Annotated in this window: 8 protein-coding genes; all 8 read left to right on the forward strand. The window is 65.1% G+C overall.

From position 1 onward, the window contains the following. Positions 1-38: 38 nt before the first annotated feature. Complete coding sequence (locus CAL22_RS08365) at positions 39-5,231, forward strand: alpha-2-macroglobulin family protein (protein ID WP_244193817.1); 5,193 nt, start codon at positions 39-41, stop codon at positions 5,229-5,231. Then, a complete protein-coding gene (pbpC, locus tag CAL22_RS08370; protein ID WP_094812153.1) occupies positions 5,189-7,381 on the forward strand; it encodes a penicillin-binding protein 1C in 2,193 nt (730 codons plus the stop codon). The genes CAL22_RS08365 and pbpC overlap by 43 nt, the downstream gene beginning before the upstream one ends. Positions 7,382-7,434: 53 nt before the next feature. Next, the gene (gene clpA / locus CAL22_RS08375; RefSeq protein WP_094812155.1) at positions 7,435-9,744 is read left to right on the forward strand and encodes an ATP-dependent Clp protease ATP-binding subunit ClpA; all 2,310 of its coding nucleotides are present in this window, start codon (positions 7,435-7,437) and stop codon (positions 9,742-9,744) included. A 23-nt stretch (positions 9,745-9,767) separates the two neighbouring features. After that, positions 9,768-11,072: a paraquat-inducible protein A gene (locus CAL22_RS08380; RefSeq protein WP_094812157.1), complete on the forward strand. Its 1,305-nt coding sequence runs from the start codon at positions 9,768-9,770 to the stop codon at positions 11,070-11,072. 25 nt (positions 11,073-11,097) lie between these two features. After that, positions 11,098-12,765 (forward strand): intermembrane transport protein PqiB, encoded by a 1,668-nt coding sequence (locus CAL22_RS08385; protein ID WP_094812159.1) that lies wholly within the window; start codon positions 11,098-11,100, stop codon positions 12,763-12,765. 4 nt (positions 12,766-12,769) lie between these two features. After that, complete coding sequence (locus CAL22_RS08390) at positions 12,770-13,423, forward strand: PqiC family protein (RefSeq protein WP_094812161.1); 654 nt, start codon at positions 12,770-12,772, stop codon at positions 13,421-13,423. 143 nt (positions 13,424-13,566) lie between these two features. Further along, entirely contained in the window at positions 13,567-17,373 is a 3,807-nt protein-coding gene (putA, locus tag CAL22_RS08395; RefSeq protein ID WP_094812163.1) for a trifunctional transcriptional regulator/proline dehydrogenase/L-glutamate gamma-semialdehyde dehydrogenase, read from the forward strand. 228 nt (positions 17,374-17,601) lie between these two features. After that, the gene (locus tag CAL22_RS08400; protein ID WP_094812165.1) at positions 17,602-18,747 is read left to right on the forward strand and encodes a branched-chain amino acid ABC transporter substrate-binding protein; all 1,146 of its coding nucleotides are present in this window, start codon (positions 17,602-17,604) and stop codon (positions 18,745-18,747) included. The last annotated feature ends 153 nt before the right edge of the window (positions 18,748-18,900 follow it).

An 18,900-nucleotide genomic window follows, 5' to 3' on the forward strand; every position in this document is an offset into this window, starting at 1 on the left:
CTGGCGGCGGTCATCGATGTAGCAGCATGAGGTGCGCCTTGACGAACACAAAGAAGGTCTGGTTGGGAGCGGTCGTCATCGCCGCTGCCGTGGGGCTGGGGTGGTTGGCGGGGAAAGGCCCCGCGCCGCAGGCCGTCTCGCCGCAGGCCGCTCGCCAGGCTGAGCAGACGGTTGTCGCCACCGCGGAACGGGCCGCCACGCCGGCTGCCAGCGGCACGGCGGCCGCACCGGTGGGGCAGGCCACGGTGGGCGCGCCCGATGCCTTCGCGGCCCTGAATTGCCAGCCGCGCCAGTACAACGACAGCCTGGCCCTGGCGCTGACCTTCACGCAGCCCGTGGATCGCAAGGCCGATCTGAGCCGCTATCTGCAGGTTACCGAGCTGGGCGCATTGGGCAAGGCCGACAGCGATGAGGCCGCCAGTGTTCAGAGCCCGGCTCAGACCGGGCAGCCCGCGCCCGCCGGGCGCGCCGTGCAGGGCGGCTGGGTGGTGGGCGACAACCCCCGGGTCGTGTATTTCCCCTACGTGCAGCCGCTCAAGCGCTATGCCATCAGTGTGCGCGAAGGTTTGCCCGGCGGGCAGCCCGTGGCAGCCTTGCCGCAGGCGGCCCGTTGCGATGTCAGCACGCAGGCCATGCCGCCATCGTTCTACTTTGCCAGCCGGGGCGTCGTGCTGCCGGCCGGCCAGAACGGCGGCTTGCCGGTGGCCACGGTCAATATGCCCGAGGTCGATGTGCAGTTTCTGCGCGTGGATCCGCAGCGCGTGCCCGAGTTTTTCGACACGGTGCTGGGCGTGGGGCGCAAGACGGCCGCTGCGGACGACGAAGACGAGGCGGATCCCGACGAGGAGGACGACTGGCGTTACGCGGAAAACCGGAGCATGAAAGGCTCCGTCAGCAACTGGGATCTGGACCGCCTGAATACGCTCACCACCAGCGTCTATCAGGGCCGCTTTGTCACGGATGACAAACCCAATCGGCGCCATGTGACTTTCCTGCCGGTCGAGCACATCAAAGAACTGCAGGAACCCGGCCTCTACATCGCCGTGATGAGCCAGCCGGGGCGTTTCCGCTACGAGTACCAGACCACCTATTTTTACGTCAGTGACATCGGCCTGCACGCGCGCCGCTATCCGGATCGCAGCGAGGCCTATGCCGTGTCCCTGAAGACCGGCCAACCTTTGTCCGGCGTGCGCATCGAACTGATCGATGGCGCGGGCAAGACGCTGGCGCAGGCAGACGCCGATGCGCAAGGCCATGTGCGGTTCGATGGTTCGCACGCCAATGCGCGGGTGATGCGCGCCACGCGCGGCAAGGAGATGACGCTGCTGGCATTGGGCGAACCGGCGCTGGATCTCTCTGAGTACGACATTGGCGGCCACCCCGCGCGCAACAACAATCTTTTTGTCTACGCCGGGCGCAATCTCTACCGGCCGGGCGAGGATTTCCATGTCTCGGTGCTGGCGCGCGACCCCGACGGCCGGCCGCTGGCGGCCAGTCCGCTGACCGCCACGCTGAAGAGGCCGGACGGGCGCGTTGCCCGCAGCACGTTGTGGCATCCCAAGAGCGGTCTGCCGAACTATCTGGAACAGGTCGTCAGCCTGCCATTGGACGCCCAGACCGGCACCTGGATGTTGGAGTTGCGGGTCGATCCGTCGGCCCGCCTGCCGGACGCGAGCTGGAAGTTTCAGGTCGAGGAATTTCTGCCCGAGCGCATGAAGCTCGCTCTGGACACCGACCAGCCCGTCTTGGCGCCCGGTGAGCCGTGGACAGTAGATTTGCAGGGGGACTACCTGTATGGCGCGCCGGCGGCGGGCAATCGCGTGTTGGCCAGCTTTCAGGTCAAGCGCGACCGCGTCGCCTTGCCGCAGCAATGGCCAGGGTTTATTTTCGGTGACGTCGCCGACGATGCCCGGCGCAGTTTCGAGGAGCTGCCCGACACGGAATTGAACGAGAAAGGCAGCGGTGCGATCAGCGTGGATCCGCAGGTCGCCGATACGCATTCGCCCATGAAAGTCCGTTTATCGGTAAGCCTGTTGGAGTCGGGCGGGCGCCCCGTGGTGCGATCCATCGAGCGCAACGTCTGGCCGGCCGATACGCTGATCGGCGTGCGCCCCTTGTTCGACCGCGACGTGACGCGGGAAGGCGCGCCAGCGGGATTCGAGGTCATTCGCGTCAACGCCGAAGGCAAGCCGCAGGCCGTCACGGGTGCTCAGGTACGGTTGTACCGGGAAGAGCGGCAATACTATTGGCGCTTCGATGATCAGCGCGGCTGGAACAGTGGCTATACCGAAACCGAAGAACTGGCCGACTCGCGCGTGATGGATATTGCGGGGCGGGCCGCGCTGACCCTGGATGTGAAGTGGGGCCGTTACCGCCTGGAGATCTCCGATCCGCAGACGGGACAAGTGGCGCGCTACCGCTTCTACGCCGGCTGGAATGCCCAGGACGCCGATGCGGTCGGCAATCGGCCCGACCGTGTGCAACTGCAGATGCAGGGGCTGCCCGCCCAGCCGGGCGACAAGGTGCGCATGACCGTCGTGCCGCCGCATGATGGCCAGGCGCTCATTACTGTCGAGGGCGACCGCATGTTGTGGTCGCAATGGCTGCCGGTCAAGGCCACAGGGACCGAAGTCGAGATTCCGGTCAACGCCGATTGGAAGCGCCATGATCTGTATGTGTCGGCCACGGTGTTCCGCCCGGGCAGTGAGGGCGATCGCGTCACCCCGGCGCGCGCCTTGGGGCTGGCCTATCTGCCACTGGCCAGTGGCTCGCGCAAACTTGGCGTCAGCCTAGCCGCCCCGGTCAAGGTCGAACCCGAGCGGGCCGCCACCGTGCGTGTGAAGGTCGATGGCGTGGCGGACGGTAAGGCCTACGTGACCCTCTCGGCGGTGGACGTGGGCATTCTGAATATCAATCAGTATCCCACCCCGGATCCGATGGATTTCTTTTTTGGCAAACACCGTTACGGGCCCGAGCTGCTCGATATGTACGGCAAGTTGATCGAGAAAATGGATGGCACGCAGGGACGCCTGAAATGGGGCGGCGACGCGGCCATGCGGGGCGACAGCCGCAGCCTGCCCAAGAAGGTCAAGCTGGTGGACTTGTTCTCGGGCGTGGTGCAGCTCGATGACAAAGGCCAGGCCGACATCAAGCTCGATGTGCCGGATTTCAATGGCACCTTGCGTCTGATGGCGGTGGCATTTTCCGCCGATCGCTACGGCAGCGCCGACGCGGAAATGACGGTGGCCGCGCCCGTGGTGGCCGAACTCAATACCCCGCGCTTCATTACGCCGGGGGATCAGGCCGCTGTGGCCCTGGACCTCACCAACCTGAGCGGCGCGACGCGGCAGTTGACCGTCAGGCTGCAAGCCCTGGATCCGCTGGCCATTGCCGACAGTACGCGTACCGTCACGCTCAAAGACAAGGAGCGCACCACCCTGCGTTTCGTCGCCAGCACGACGGGCTCTTATGGCCTGGGCCTCATGCGTCTGCAGGTCGAGGGGGATGGACTGAGCATCACGCGTGAATCGGTGCTGCAAGTGCAGCCCGCCTACGCGGCCGAGCGCCGCGTGCGCCGCATCCGCCTGAATCCCGGCGAAGACTGGACGCCGCCTGCCGAGCTGCTGGCCAATTGGCATGCGGATTCGGTCACCGCGTCGATGACGTTGTCGAACCGGCCGCCCCTGAATGTCGGCCGGTTGGTGCAGGGGCTTCTGAACTATCCGTATGGCTGCACGGAGCAGACCATTAGCGCCACGCTGCCGTGGGTCATCATCGATGATGCGGCGGCCCAGCGTTTCAGTCTCGCGCCGCGCACGCCCGCCGAACGGCAGGACAAGATAGATGGCGCCTTGGCCCGGCTGTCCGGCATGCGAGCGGCGACCGGTTCATACTCCTTGTGGGGCGACTCCGGCGTGCGCGATATCTGGCTGTCGGCCTATGCGCTGGGCTTCATGCAGGACGCACGGGATCGCGGTTTCAAGGTGCCGGAGGAGAGTCTGCAACGCACGCGCCAATGGCTGCTGGAGCAATTGCAGCAAACGCCGAACAGCTTTGGCACCTGGTCGGCCAATCTGCGCAATGGCCTGGAAAGCGGCCGTATCGATAGCGGCAGCGTGGAGGTATTGCGCAACGACCATCGGCGCTTTGCCGGCCTGGCCAGCGCCGCCTTCGTGCTGGCCCGCGACGGCAAGGCGCCGCTGTCGACCGTCAGGCAGTTGTTCGACAATTATGGCGATCGGGCGCGCTCGCCGCTGCCGCTCATTCAGCTTGCGGTGGCCTTCAAACTGCTGGGCGACGAAGGCCGCATGAAAGCCGCGCTGGAGCAGGGCATGACGCGGGCCTACGGCATTACGCGCCGGGGTTCCGGATACTACGAAGACTGGCTGGGCGATTACGGCAGCAGCGTGCGCGATTATGCCCAGGCGTACGCACTGGTCGGGCAATATGGCCTGAAAGATCCGCGCAGCGAGAATCTGCTGGAGCAGACAGCGGCCCGATTGGGAAATCGTTCCTATCTTTCGACGCAGGAGCGTATGGCTTTGCTGTTGGCGGCCAATGCCGCCGGCGGCGACCGCGCCACGCCGTGGCAGGCCAATCTGCAGCAGGGCGGGGGCAGCCGCAACCTGTCCAGCGACCAGGACCAGACCCTGGAAATCAGCGCGGGCGCGGTGGCCGCCACGCAGTTGCGCAACACCGGGAATCAGTCGCTGTTCGTGGAGTTCGACGCGCAAGGCACGCCCAAAACGGCGCCCGCGCCGCGCAAGGATGTCATTACCTTGCAGCGAAGCTGGTATCGCCCCGACGGCAGCCCATGGGATGGCGGTCTGTTGCAGACGGGCGATATGCTGGTCGTGAGAATCCAGGCCGATGCGACCCAGTACGTACCCGATGCCTTGATCGTGGACCGGGTGCCGGCGGGCTTCGAGGTTGAGAACCTCAATCTCGCACAGAGCCCGGCCATGCAGGATTGGCAGATCGGCGGACGCCGGGTGGCCGACGCCATGGCCAATCCCAGCGTCAAACACCGCGAGTTCCGTGACGACCGCTACGTGGCAGCGGCCAGCCTGGGACGAGGCAAGGTCGACATTTTCTATCTGGCACGCGTGGTGACGCCCGGCCGCTACAGTGTTCCTTCGGTTGTGGCCGAGGATATGTATCGACCCGAGCTGCGTGGTGTGGGCGATACATGGAGCAGCATCGAGATCCGCGACCGTCAGCCGCGCCGGTGACGCGGCGCAGGCGCCTGGCTCTGGCGGGCGCCTTCCTGCTGGCCCTGCCGCTGCTGGTTCTATTTGTGTTGGACCGTGCATGGCCTTTGCCGCCGCCGGGGACGGCCGGCGCGCGGGTGGTGGTCGCCAGCGATGGCACGCCTTTGCGTACCTACCCCAGCCGTGACGGTGTGTGGCGTTATCCGGTGTCACCGGATAACGTGTCGCCGCGTTATGTGCAGACTTTGCTGTCGTACGAGGATCGCTGGTTCTACTGGCATCCCGGCGTCAATCCTTGGGCCATGGTGCGCGCCGGCTGGCAATGGGTGCGCCACGGCCGCATCGTTTCCGGCGGCTCGACCCTCACCATGCAGGTGGCCCGCATGCTCGATCCGGCGCTGGCCGGACAGCCCTCGCGCAGCCTGCGCGCCAAGTTGCGCCAGGTCTGGCGTGCGGTGCAGTTGGAGATGCACTACAGCAAGGATGAAATCCTCGCTATGTATCTGGCGCACGCACCCATGGGCGGCATCGTCGAAGGCGTGGAGATGGGGGCACGGCTGTGGTTGGGCAAATCCGCGCGCGACCTCAGCGATGCCGAGGCCGCCTTGCTCACGGCGCTGCCGCAGGCCCCGTCGAGGCTACGGCCCGACCGGCATCCGGAAGCGGCCAGGACGGCGCGCGATAAAGTCCTGGCGCGCATGCAGGCGCTGGGGGTGTGGTCGGCGGGCCGCGTGGCCGATGCGCGCATCGAGAATGTGGTCGCCCCGCCGCTGCGGGCCCGCTGGCTGGCGCCGCTGGCCGCGCAGCGCCTGCTGCTTGCCCGGCCGGGCACCGAGGCGGTGGTGACCAGCACGCTCGATGCAGACATGCAGGCCACCGTCGAGCGCATGCTGCTCGACCGCGTGGACAGTCTGCCGCCCAAGGTGTCCATGGCCGTACTGGTCATGGACAACGACAGCCTCGAGATCAAAGCCTATGCGGGCTCCGCGGATTTTTCCGATGACAGCCGGTATGCGCATGTCGACATGGTGCGCGCGATACGTTCGCCCGGATCCACGCTCAAACCGTTTCTATACGCCCAGGCGCTCGATGACGGGCTCGTGCATTCCGAAAGCCTGCTCATGGACGTTCCGATGTCATTCGGCGGCTACGCGCCAGGCAATTTCCAGGCCTCGTTTTCCGGACCAGTCAGTGTGTCCCAGGCCTTGCAGCGGTCCTTGAATGTGCCTGCGGTCGATTTGCTGGATCGGGTAGGGCCGGCGCGCTTTGCGTCGGCCATGCTCAACGCCGGTGTGCAGTTGCGCATGCCGGCCGGCGCGGCGCCCAATCTGAGCCTGATCCTCGGCGGCGCGGGGACCAATCTGCAGGAGCTGGTGGGGGCTTATCGCGCCCTGGCGCGCGACGGGCTGGCCGGCCAGCCGCGCCTGAGCCCGCAGGATGCCCGCCGCGAGAGCCGCGCCATGAGCGCGGGGGCGGCCTGGATCGTGCGCGACATTCTGGAAAGCGGCGGCCATCCCGAGCGGCCCTTGTTCCAGCAGGCGGCGGCCGGACGCGCCCTGGCCTGGAAAACCGGCACCAGTTTCGGGTTTCGCGACGCGTGGGCCATCGGCGTGACGGACCAGTGGACGTTGGGCGTATGGGTGGGGCGGCCGGACGGCACGCCCAACCCGGGGTTTTTTGGCGCCAATATTGCGGCGCCCTTGTTGCGCGATGTGGTGTCGGCCCTGCCGGCGGGCCCGCCCAGGGCGCGGCTGCGGCCGGAATCGGTGCGCGCGGTGGTGTCGTGCTGGCCCTTGGGATGGCGCCGGGAGAGCGCGCCTGGCGGCGTTTGCCCGCAACAGCGACCGGCCTGGGCCTTGAATGATACGGTTCCGCCCTCATTTACCGAATATGCCAACGTGGCAGGCGGCCCCATTCGTATCGAGGGCGTCGCCCAGGGATCGGTGCTGCGGCCCGTCCCTGGCGCACGCGTCGTCGCACTGGATCTGGCCCTGGCAGGCGCCCAAGGTCAGGTATGGTGGATGTTGAATGGTAAGTTATATCGTCATGCCGAGGCGGCCGAAAGGCAGGGATTGTCCCTGGCGCGCAATGGGCGCTACCACCTCACCGTGATGGACGAAGCCGGGCGATACACTGACCTGGAATTTGAAATCGCTGGCGTTACGCCCTGATCGGCATAGAATACGAAGCGTGTACCTGCCGCTTCGTGCGTTACGGAGGAAGCGTGATTTCCCAAGAGCTTGAAGTCAGCCTGCATATGGCGTTCGTCGAGGCCCGTTCGGCTCGGCATGAATTCATTACTGTCGAGCATTTATTGCTGTCGTTGCTGGACAACGCCTCGGCTGTCGAGGTGTTGCGCGCCTGCGCGGCCAATCTGGACGATTTGCGCCGTAATCTGCGCCAATTCGTTACTGAAAACACGCCTGTCATTCCCAGCGGGGCCGAGGTGGATACCCAGCCGACCTTGGGTTTCCAGCGCGTGATTCAGCGCGCGATCATGCACGTTTCGGCCGGCGGCACGGGTAAAAAGCCCGTGACCGGCGCCAATGTGTTGGTGGCCATTTTTGGCGAAAAAGACTCGCATGCCGTTTACTACCTGCAGCAGCAGGGCGTCACGCGGCTGGACGTGGTCAATTTCCTGTCGCATGGCATTACCAAGCAGCCCCAGGAAGAGCCGTCGTCCGTGCAGAAAGAACAGCAGAGTCCGGGCGAGGAGGGCGGCGAAACCCGCCAGTCGCCGCTCGATCAATACGCCACCGATCTGAATGCCGCCGCGCTTGCCGGCCGCATCGATCCGCTCATCGGCCGCGAGCATGAGGTCGAGCGTGTGATCCAGGTCCTGTGCCGCCGCCGCAAGAACAATCCCTTGCTCGTGGGCGAGGCCGGTGTCGGCAAGACGGCGATCGCCGAGGGCCTGGCCTGGCGTATCACCCGTGGCGAGGTGCCCGAGATCCTGCAGGCCGCGCAAGTCTATTCGCTGGACATGGGCGCGTTGCTGGCCGGCACCAAGTACCGCGGTGATTTCGAGCAGCGCCTCAAGGGCGTGCTCAAGCAGATCCGCGGCAATCCGAATGCGGTGCTCTTCATCGACGAGATTCACACCCTGATCGGTGCCGGGTCGGCCTCGGGCGGCACGCTGGATGCCTCCAATCTGCTCAAGCCGGCCCTGTCTTCCGGGCAGCTCAAGTGCATTGGCGCGACCACCTATACCGAATACCGCGGCGTCTTCGAGAAAGACCATGCGCTGTCGCGCCGCTTCCAGAAAATCGATGTGCCCGAGCCCAGCGTCGAGCAGACCGTGCAGATCCTGCGTGGCCTCAAGAGCCGCTTCGAAGAGCACCATAGCGTGCGTTATTCGGCGGCTGCCCTGAGCGCCGCGGCCGAGCTGTCGGCGCGTTATATCAATGACCGCCACCTGCCGGACAAGGCAATCGACGTGATCGACGAGGCGGGCGCCGCCCAGCGCTTGCTGCCGCGCTCGCGGCAAAAGAAAGTCATCGGCAAGGCCGAGATCGAGGCCATCGTCTCCAAGATTGCGCGGATTCCGCCGCAATCGGTCTCCAATGACGATCGCAGCAAGCTCGCGACGCTGGATCGCGACCTCAAAACGGTGGTCTTTGGTCAGGATCAGGCCATCGACGCGCTGGCCGCGGCCATCAAGATGGCCCGCTCCGGCTTGGGCAAGCCCGACAAACCCATCGGCGCCTTCCTGTTCTCCGGGCCGACCGGCGTGGGCAAGACCGAGGTGGCGCGGCAGTTGGCCTTCACCCTCGGGGTGGAGTTGCTGCGCTTTGACATGTCCGAGTACATGGAGCGCCATGCCGTGTCGCGCCTGATCGGCGCGCCGCCCGGATATGTGGGGTTCGATCAGGGCGGCCTGCTGACCGAGGCCATCACCAAGCAGCCGCATTGCGTGCTGCTGCTTGATGAAATCGAAAAAGCCCATCCGGATATCTTCAATATCCTGCTTCAGGTGATGGATCACGGCACGTTGACGGACAACAATGGCCGCAAGGCCGACTTCCGTAACGTCATTCTCATCATGACGACCAACGCCGGTGCCGAGACCTTGAACCGCGCGGCGATCGGATTCACCAACACGCGGGTGGTCGGCGATGAAATGGCCGAAATCCGCCGGATGTTCACGCCCGAGTTCCGCAATCGCCTGGATGCCATCATCCCGTTTGCGGCGCTGGATCGCGAGATCATTCTGCGCGTGGTCGACAAGTTCCTCATGCAGCTCGAAGATCAGTTGCACGAGCGCCGTGTCGAGGCGGTGTTCACCGAGAAGCTGCGCGATTATCTGGCCAAGAACGGCTTCGACCCGCTCATGGGCGCGCGGCCCATGCAGCGGCTCATCCAGGACACCATCCGCCGTGCCTTGGCCGATGAGTTGCTGTTCGGGCGCCTGGTCGATGGCGGCAACGTCACGGTCGACCTCGATGCCGAGGGCAAGGTGGTGCTGTCTTTCGACGATGCGGCCAAGCCGTCAGCCAGCCCGAAGGACAAGCCGGAAGTGGAGCTGGTCGACTGATGCCAACTGTCTAAGGTTCCTGCTTGGAACGCCACTCTCTTATCGCCTGCGAGCACTGTGCCAGCGTTTATCGCTGGCACAGTCTTGATCCGGGCGAGGCGGCTGCCTGCGAACGTTGTGGCTCCACCCTGTGGCGCTACAGCGGGCTGACGCTATCGAGCTGGCTGGCGCTGGCCATCACGGGCCTGCTGCTGTTCGGCGTGGCCAATTTCTACCCTGTGGCCGCGTTGTCGGTGCAGGGGATGACGAGCGAGGCCACGCTGCTGGACGCCGTGGCGATCACCTGGCGTCAAGGGCACTACATCGTGGCGATCATGACCGGCACCGTCGGGTTCGTGATCCCGCTGATGCAGTTGTGCGTGCTGCTCTGGATGCTCGGGCCGCTGGCCAGCGGCCGACTGCCCTTCGGGTTTGCTACCGTGGTGCGTCTGCTGGGTCTGCTGCGGCCTTGGAGCATGGTGCAGGTCTTTTTGCTGGGTGTGCTCGTTTCGGTGGTCAAGCTGGCGGGCATGGCGTCGGTCGAACCTCGGGTGGGTCTGTTTGCCTTCGGCGCGCTGACGGTGTTTCTCACCATGCTCAGCCGGCTGGCGCCACCGGTCATCTGGCGCCTGGCCGAGCGCGCCGGCCTGGTGCCGGTGCATATTCCTCCGATGGAAGCCGATACCGTCCTGACGGGCTGCCATGTCTGCGGGCAGGTGCAGGCCTTGGACGAGGCCGATGACGCCGAAACCACCCATCATTGCCATCGTTGCGACGCGGTGCTGCACTATCGCAAGCCCGATACCCTGGCGCGCACCTGGGCGCTGCTGATTGCCGCGGTGGTGTTCTACATCCCGGCCAATGTGTTGCCCGTCATGCGCGTGAGTTCCATCGCCGGCGAGAGCTCGCATACGATCCTGGGCGGCGTGGTCGAGCTGTGGGCCATGGGCTCCTGGGATATCGCTCTCATCGTCTTTATCGCCAGCGTGGTGGTGCCGCTCACCAAGCTCGTATCGCTGGGGTTTCTGGCGCTCACCTTGCAATGGCGCAGCGGGACCAACTTGCGGCAGCGTACGCGTCTCTATCAAATGGTAGAGTTCATCGGGCAATGGTCGATGCTCGACGTTTTCGTGGTTATCATTCTGGCGGCGCTGGCCGATTTCCAGGGTTTGATGGAGATCAGCGCGGGGGCGGGCGCCGCTTCTTTCGGCATGGTGGTTGTCCTGACCATGCTGGCGGCGATGAGTTTTGATTTGCGCCGCGCCTGGGATTACGAAAACGAGTCGGAGTGGGACGCCGATCACCCCGCAGCCGCCACCGAGTGCGCGCGGGTAGTTCCTGAACAATAAGCTCCATTACAAGGAAGCGCACGATATGGCTGAGCCGACCGATACGCCGGACACTCCGTTGGGCAAGGTCAAGGTGACCAAGAAACAGCGTTCGCGCGTTTCCTGGATCTGGCTGGTCCCATTGGTGGCCGCGCTGGCGGGCCTGTCGCTGGTCGTGCGGACTTGGATGCAATCCGGGCCCGAGATCACCATTGAGTTCAACACGGCCGAAGGGCTGGAGGTCGGCAAGACCCAGTTGCGCTTCAAGGACGTGACCATCGGGACGGTCAAGGGCATCCACTTCAACGAGGATCGCAGCAAGGTCGTGGTCGAGGCCGAACTGGCCAAGGAAGTGCAGAACATGGCCCGCGAGGGCACGCTTTTCTGGGTCGTGCGGCCTCGTTTGGGAATCAGCGGCGTGTCCGGTCTGGGTACCCTGTTGTCCGGCGCCTATATCGGCGTGGACGCCTCGGGCGATCCCAACGACCTGGAGCGCAAGGCCACCAAGCTGCACTTTGTCGGGTTGGAAACACCGCCGCCGGTCGAACACGACCGTCCCGGCAAGCGCTTCGTGCTGCGCGCCTCCGATCTGGGGTCGCTCGATATCGGCTCGCCCGTCTATTACCGGCGCATCAGCGTGGGCCAGGTCATCGGCTATTCTCTGACCGACGACGGCAAGGCGGTGGATGTGCAGGTGTTCGTCGATGCGCCCAATGACCGCTACGTCACCGAGGGCGCGCGCTTCTGGAATGCCAGCGGCGTGGATTTTTCCGTCAATGCTGAAGGGCTGAAGGTGCGCACGCAGTCGCTGGTGTCCGTGGCTGTGGGCGGCGTGGCCTTCGAGAACGTGGTCAGGCGCGAAAGCGGCGAGGCCAAGGCCGATACGCAGTTCCAGCTCTACGGCAGCGAAGCTAACGCCAAGGCCAATACCGACGGCACGCCCTTCCGTATCCGCATGCGTTTTGATCAGTCCGTACGCGGCTTGTCCGTGGGCGCACCGGTCGACTTCCAGGGCATCGTCCTGGGCGAGGTCACGCAGGTGGCTATCGACTTCGACGGCAGCAACAAGCGCTTTTATGGCGTGGTCGACGCGACCATCTATCCGGAGCGCCTGGGCGGGCTGTTCGACGAAATCGTCCAGAGCGTGGAGCGCGATACCGGCAGCAAGGACCTGGCGCCGGGCCGCACGCTGGGCGTACTCGTGAAGTACGGTTTGCGCGCGCAATTGCGTTCGGCCAATTTGCTGACCGGCCAGATGTATGTGGTGCTGGATAACTTCCCGTCGGCCAAGCCCGTCAAGTACGAGCCCACCGAGCCGGCCAACATTCCCACCATCCCGGGCCAGTTCGACCAGTTGCAGGAGCAGATCGGCAGCATCGTGGCCAAGATCGAGAAGATTCCGTTCGATCAGATCGGGCAGGATCTGCGCACGACGCTGGCCAACACCTCCAAGCTGATGACACGTCTGGACAAGGATCTCGCACCCGGCGCCGCGGCCATGATGAAGGAGGCGCGCCGCTCGATGGAGCAGATCAACGAGTTGCTGTCTTCGGATTCTCCGCTGCAGCTCAACGCCGACCGCTCCATGCAGGAGCTGTCGCGCGCGGCTCGGGCATTGCGCAATCTGGCGGATTACCTGCAAGCCAATCCCCAATCCCTGCTGCGCGGCAGAGGTGAAGATCCTATCCCCGGCTCCGGCTCCGTCAGGAACTGATTCCATGAAACCCATACGTCTCTGCGCTCCGCTCCTTCTGCTGTCCCTGCTGGCGGCATGCGGCAGCTCGTCTCCGGCGCGTTATTACACCTTGCAAACGCCCGCCGCCAAGGCGGAGCCGGCGGCCGGTAATCCCGGTTTCATGATCGAGGTGCTGCCGGTCATCGTGCCGGCGCAGGCCGACCAGCCGCAGATCATGCTGCGTACCGGTCAGGGCAGTATCGCGCCGTTGTACTCCGAGCGCTGGAGCGCGCCTTTGGGTGATGAGCTTCGGTCGGCGCTTTCCGACGGCCTGACGCGCGATCTCGGCGTGCTGGATATCCGGGTGGTGCGCCCGACGGTGGCCTCGCCGGTCTGGCGGGTGCAGACCGACGTGCAGCGCTTTGACGTCAGCGAACAGGGGCCTGCCGTGCTGGATGTCACCTGGCGGGCGCGTCCCATCAACGTCAAGGGCCAGGCGCTGATCTGCCGCAGCATCGTCACCATGCCTGCGTCGGGCACGGACATCCCCCGCCTGGTGGCGGCGCAACAACAGGCCGCGGCCTTGTTGGCGCGAACGATCGCCTCAGGAATTCGCCACGGCGGCCAGACCGCTGAACCGGCCGGGCCGGAAGTCGTCATGCAAGGTTGTACGGCCTTGTCCGACTCGCTGAGTTGAGAACGAGGTTAACCAGTCTATTTTCAGGGTTAACCAGTATTCCGAACGGGTTGCAACTTACTTAGCATTCGGTTCTACCGCCCGGCCGGTACAACTGCGAGCAGTCGCGGTTGCCGGCAGCGGTATCGAGGACGCGAAACGCTATGGCAAGCACCACCCTGGGCGTCAAGGTTGATGACGCACTGCGAGATCGCCTGAAGGCGGCCGCCCAAAAGCTTCAGTGCACGCCGCATTGGCTGCACAAACAGGCCTTGGTCGCCTATTTGGAAAAAATCGAACGCGGCCATCTGCCGCCGGAAATGGCGCATCTTGGGCGCGACGATGAGGGCACGGAAGAATCTTTCGACGCCGGCCCGACCCCGCCCTTCTATGAATTCGGCCAGGATGTTCAGCCGCAGTCTGTGCTGCGCGCGGCCATCACGGCTGCCTATCGCCGCCCCGAGCCCGAGTGCGTGCCCTTGTTGCTGGGGCAGGCGCGTATGCCGCAACTGGAGAAAATCCACGCCATGGCTGCCGGGCTGGTGCAGACCTTGCGCGACAAGCGCACCGGGGGCGGCGTCGAGGGGTTGATCCAGGAGTTCTCGCTTTCCAGTCAGGAGGGGGTGGCGCTCATGTGCCTGGCCGAGGCGCTGCTGCGCATCCCCGATCGCGCCACGCGCGATGCGCTGATTCGCGACAAGGTCGCCCGCGGCGACTGGCGGTCGCACATGGGCGGCTCGCAATCCTTGTTCGTCAACGCCGCGACCTGGGGCTTGATGATCACCGGCAAGCTGGTGGCCGTGAGCAGCGAGCAATCGCTATCGCGGGCCTTGACCCGTTTGATCGGCAAGGGGGGAGAGCCGCTGGTGCGCAAGGGCGTGAACATGGCCATGCGCATGATGGGCGAGCAATTCGTGTCCGGCCAGACAATCTCCGAAGCCCTGGCCAACAACCGCAAACTGGAAGCCCGGGGTTTTCGCTATTCGTATGACATGCTGGGCGAGGCGGCCACCACGGCGCAGGATGCCGATCGCTACAACGCGGCTTACGAGCAAGCCATCCATGCCATCGGCAAGGCTGCGGCCGGGCGCGGGATTTACGAAGGCCCGGGTATCTCCATCAAGCTGTCGGCCCTGCATCCGCGCTACGCCCGCGCGCAGCGCGAGCGCGTCATCCGCGAGCTGCTGCCGCGCATCCGGCACCTGGCCATTCTCGCGCGCCAGTACGACATCGGGCTGAATATCGACGCCGAAGAGGCCGACCGCCTGGAGATTTCGCTCGATCTGCTGGAGGCCCTGTGTTTTACCCCCGAGCTGGAGGGTTGGAGCGGCATCGGTTTTGTGATTCAGGCCTATCAGAAGCGCGCGCCATTCGTCATCGATTACGTGGTCGACCTGGCCCGGCGCAGCGGTCATCGCCTGATGATCCGCCTGGTCAAGGGCGCTTACTGGGACAGCGAAATCAAACGTGCGCAGGTCGACGGGCTGGAGGGCTATCCGGTCTACACGCGCAAGGTCTACACCGACGTGGCCTATCTGGCCTGCGCCCGCAAGCTGCTTGCCGCCCCGGAGGCGGTCTATCCGCAGTTCGCCACTCACAATGCCTACACGGTGGCGGCCATCTACCACCTGGCCGGGCAAAACTACTATCCCGGCCAATATGAGTTTCAGTGTCTGCACGGCATGGGTGAGCCGCTGTATGACGAGGTGGTCGGTCCGCTGGCTCAGGGCAAACTCAATCGTCCTTGCCGTATCTACGCGCCCGTTGGCACGCACGAGACGCTGCTGGCCTATCTGGTACGCCGCCTGCTGGAAAACGGCGCGAATACGTCTTTCGTCAATCTGATCGGCGACGACAGCATTCCGGTCGAGCAACTGGTGGCCGATCCGGTGCAAACGGCGGCGCGCATCGTGCCGCTAGGCGCTCCGCACGAGAAAATTCCCCTGCCGCGCGAGCTTTATGGTCCGGCGCGCGCCAACTCGGCCGGCCTGGATCTGTCCAACGAGCATCGGCTGGGATCGCTGTCGGCGGCCCTGCAGGCCGGCGCCGCGACGCCTTGGCGCGCCATGCCTTTGCTGGGCGAGGCTGAGCCTGGCTGGGATGAGTCGCGTGCGATGGACGTGCTCAACCCGGCGGACCAGCGCGATGTCGTGGGGCGTGTCATCGAGGCTGATGAGCGCACCGTCGAGGCGGCGCTGCGCGCGGCGGCCAATGCCGCGCCGATCTGGCAGTCCACTCCGGTGCAGGAGCGGGCCCAATGTTTGCGCCGCGCGGCGCAATTGCTGGAAGAGCAGATGCAGACGCTGCTCGGCCTGATCGTGCGTGAAGCGGGCAAGACGCTGGCCAACGCCATTGCCGAAGTGCGCGAGGCGGTGGATTTTCTGCGCTATTACGCCGACCAGGTCGAGCGTGAGTTCGACAACGATACGCATCGGCCGCTGGGGCCGGTGCTGTGCATCAGCCCCTGGAACTTCCCCTTGGCCATTTTCACCGGCCAGGTGGCCGCCGCCTTGGCGGCCGGCAATACGGTATTGGCCAAGCCGGCCGAGCAGACTCCGCTCATTGCCGCGCAGGCGGTGGGGATTCTGCGCGCGGCCGGCATTCCGCCCGGTGCCGTGCAGCTCTTGCCGGGGCGGGGAGAAACCGTGGGGGCGCAACTGGTGGCGCATCCGATCGTGCGCGGCGTCATGTTCACCGGCTCGACCGAGGTGGCGCGCCTGATCGCGCGGCAACTGGCCGACCGCCTGGACGATCGCGGCCATACCATCCCGCTCATCGCCGAAACCGGCGGCCAGAACGCGATGGTGGTGGATTCTTCCGCCCTGGCCGAGCAGGTGGTCGCGGATGTGCTGATTTCGGCATTTGATTCGGCCGGGCAGCGTTGTTCGGCCTTGCGCCTGCTTTGCGTGCAGGAAGATAGCGCCGACCACGTCATCACCATGCTGCGCGGCGCCATGCGCGAGTTGCGCATGGGCAATCCGGATCGGCTCAGTACCGATGTGGGGCCGGTCATCGATCCCGAAGCGCGGCAGAACATCCTGCGGCATATCGACGCGATGCGCAGCGCCGGACACGAAGTCGTGCAGATAGACGGCGCGCCGGAGTGCCGGTTTGGCAATTTCGTTGCGCCCACCTTGATCGAGATTGCCGCCGTCGCCGAGCTCAAGCGCGAGGTGTTCGGGCCGGTACTGCATGTGCTGCGATACGCGCGCGACGACCTGGACCGCGTCATCGAGGACATCAACGCCACGGGTTATGGTTTGACGTTCGGGGTGCATACGCGCATCGATGAGACCGTGGCGCGGGTGGCCGAATCGGTGCAGGCGGGCAATATTTACGTCAATCGCAATATCGTCGGCGCGGTCGTGGGGGTGCAGCCGTTTGGCGGCGAGCATCTGTCCGGAACCGGCCCCAAGGCGGGCGGGCCGCTTTATCTCTATCGCCTGTTGTCGCTACGGCCGGCCGGCCTGCCGCCGGCGCTGGCCGGGGCGGGCGAGATGCCCGTGGATGTGTCCTTGCCCGGCCCGACCGGCGAGACCAACACCTATCGGGCCGAGCCGCGCGGGGCGGTGTATTGCGTGGCCGCCACGGCGCTGGGCGCGCGGGCGCAATGGGAGGCCGCGCGCCTGACCGGTAATCTGGCCTGGTTCGCGGATACCCCGGGCGCGCGCGAATGGCTGGCTTCGCTGGATCCGGCCCTGCGCGATGAGCGGGTTGCCGTGCTCGAAGACAGCGAAGTCGACGCGGCGGACTTTCAGGCCGTCCTTTTCGAGGGCGACGGCGATGCGCTGCGGCACCTGAATCAACGCATTGCCCGTCGCGAAGGACCCATCCTGGCCGTGCACGGCTTGAGTCCGGATGAGGTGGCTGCCGGCGTGGCCTATGCGCCCGAGCGCCTGCTCAATGAACGGGCAATCAGTATCAACACCGCCGCCGCGGGCGGCAATGCCAGTCTCATGACCATAGGTTGAGCGTCCGAAAAATACCGGGTTAGCCCGCAGCTTGTCCTCGGGTTATCTCCAATAGTCGTCCGGGTTGCACTACGAGGAAAATCCGGTCGCACCGGCTGAGCGGCCACGTAGCACGGCACTCAGCAATTCACCCCAGGGCCAGGCGGTCTTGGGGAATAACCAGCCCACCCGCGCCACAAGCGCGGGTGCAAGAAGCCAGATTCAGTACGTCATCACGGAGGAAACACCATGACGTTGCGCACCCCAATCAAGCTGCTGGCCGCGGGTATCGCCGCTGCCTGCGTTACGAGCGTGGCTCAGGCCGCCGATATCAAGTTCGGCTTTGCCGCCCCGCTGACCGGCCCCCAATCGCATTACGGCGAAGATATGCAGAATGGCCTGACATTGGCCATCGAAGAGGCCAACCAGAAGGGCGTCCAGGTCGGCGGCAAGCCGGCCAAGTTCGTGCTGGTGTCGCGCGACGATCAGGCCGACGCGCGCGTGGCCGTGCAAGTGGCCCAGCAACTGGTGGATGAGGATGTCAATGGCATCCTCGGGCACTTCAACTCCGGCACCACCATTCCGGCCTCGCGCGTCTATCACGACGCCGGCCTGCCGCAGATCTCCATGGCCACCTCGCCCGAGTACACCAAGCAAGGTTACGAGACGACCTTCCGCATGATGACCAGCGATACCCAGCAAGGCGGGGCGGTGGGCAAGTTCATGGTGGAGAAGCTCCACGCCAAGAAAGTGGCCCTCATCGATGACCGCACGGCCTATGGCCAGGGTCTGGCCGACGAAGTCGAGAAAGCCGTCAAGGCCGCGGGCGGCCAGATCGTGCGCCGCGAGTACACCACCGACAAGGCCAATGATTTCACCTCCATCCTGACCAACATCAAGGGCGTGGCGCCCGACGCCATTTTCTACGGCGGTCTGGATGCGCAGTCCGGTCCCATGAAGCGTCAGATGCAGACGCTGGGCCTGAAGGCGCCGCTGGTTTCCGGAGAAATGACCCGCAGCGATACCTTCATCAAACTGGCTGGCGACGCCGCCGAGGGCACGTACGCCTCGCTGGCCGGCGTGCCGCTGGACAAGATGAGCGCGGGCAAGGACTTCGCGCAGCGTTACCAAACCCGGTTCAAGAAGGCGCCGGGCGTCTACGCGCCCTATGCTTACGACGGTGCCTGGAACATGATCAGCGCCATCGAGAAAGCCGGTTCGGCCAAGCCCGAGAAGTATCTGCCGGAGCTGGCCAAGCTCAACCGCAAGGGCGCGACCAGCGAACACATCGCCTATGACGCCAACGGCGATCTGAAGGAAATCTCGGTCACCCTTTACCAAGTCAAGAATGGTAAGTGGGAAATGGTCGAGACCATGGTCAGCCAGGCGCAGTAAGCCTGGTCAGGCGGCGCCGCAGGGCGCCGCCGCCGGGCGCCATGCTCGTCCGGCTGGGCTCATCCAGCCCCGTCCTTGCAGTGACGGCTTTTCCGCCCCTCTTTACCGCGGGTAGTATGGATATCTTCATTCAGCAACTCATCAATGGCCTGA

The sequence above is a fragment of the Bordetella genomosp. 12 genome, from assembly GCF_002261355.1.
Lineage (GTDB): Bacteria > Pseudomonadota > Gammaproteobacteria > Burkholderiales > Burkholderiaceae_B > Bordetella.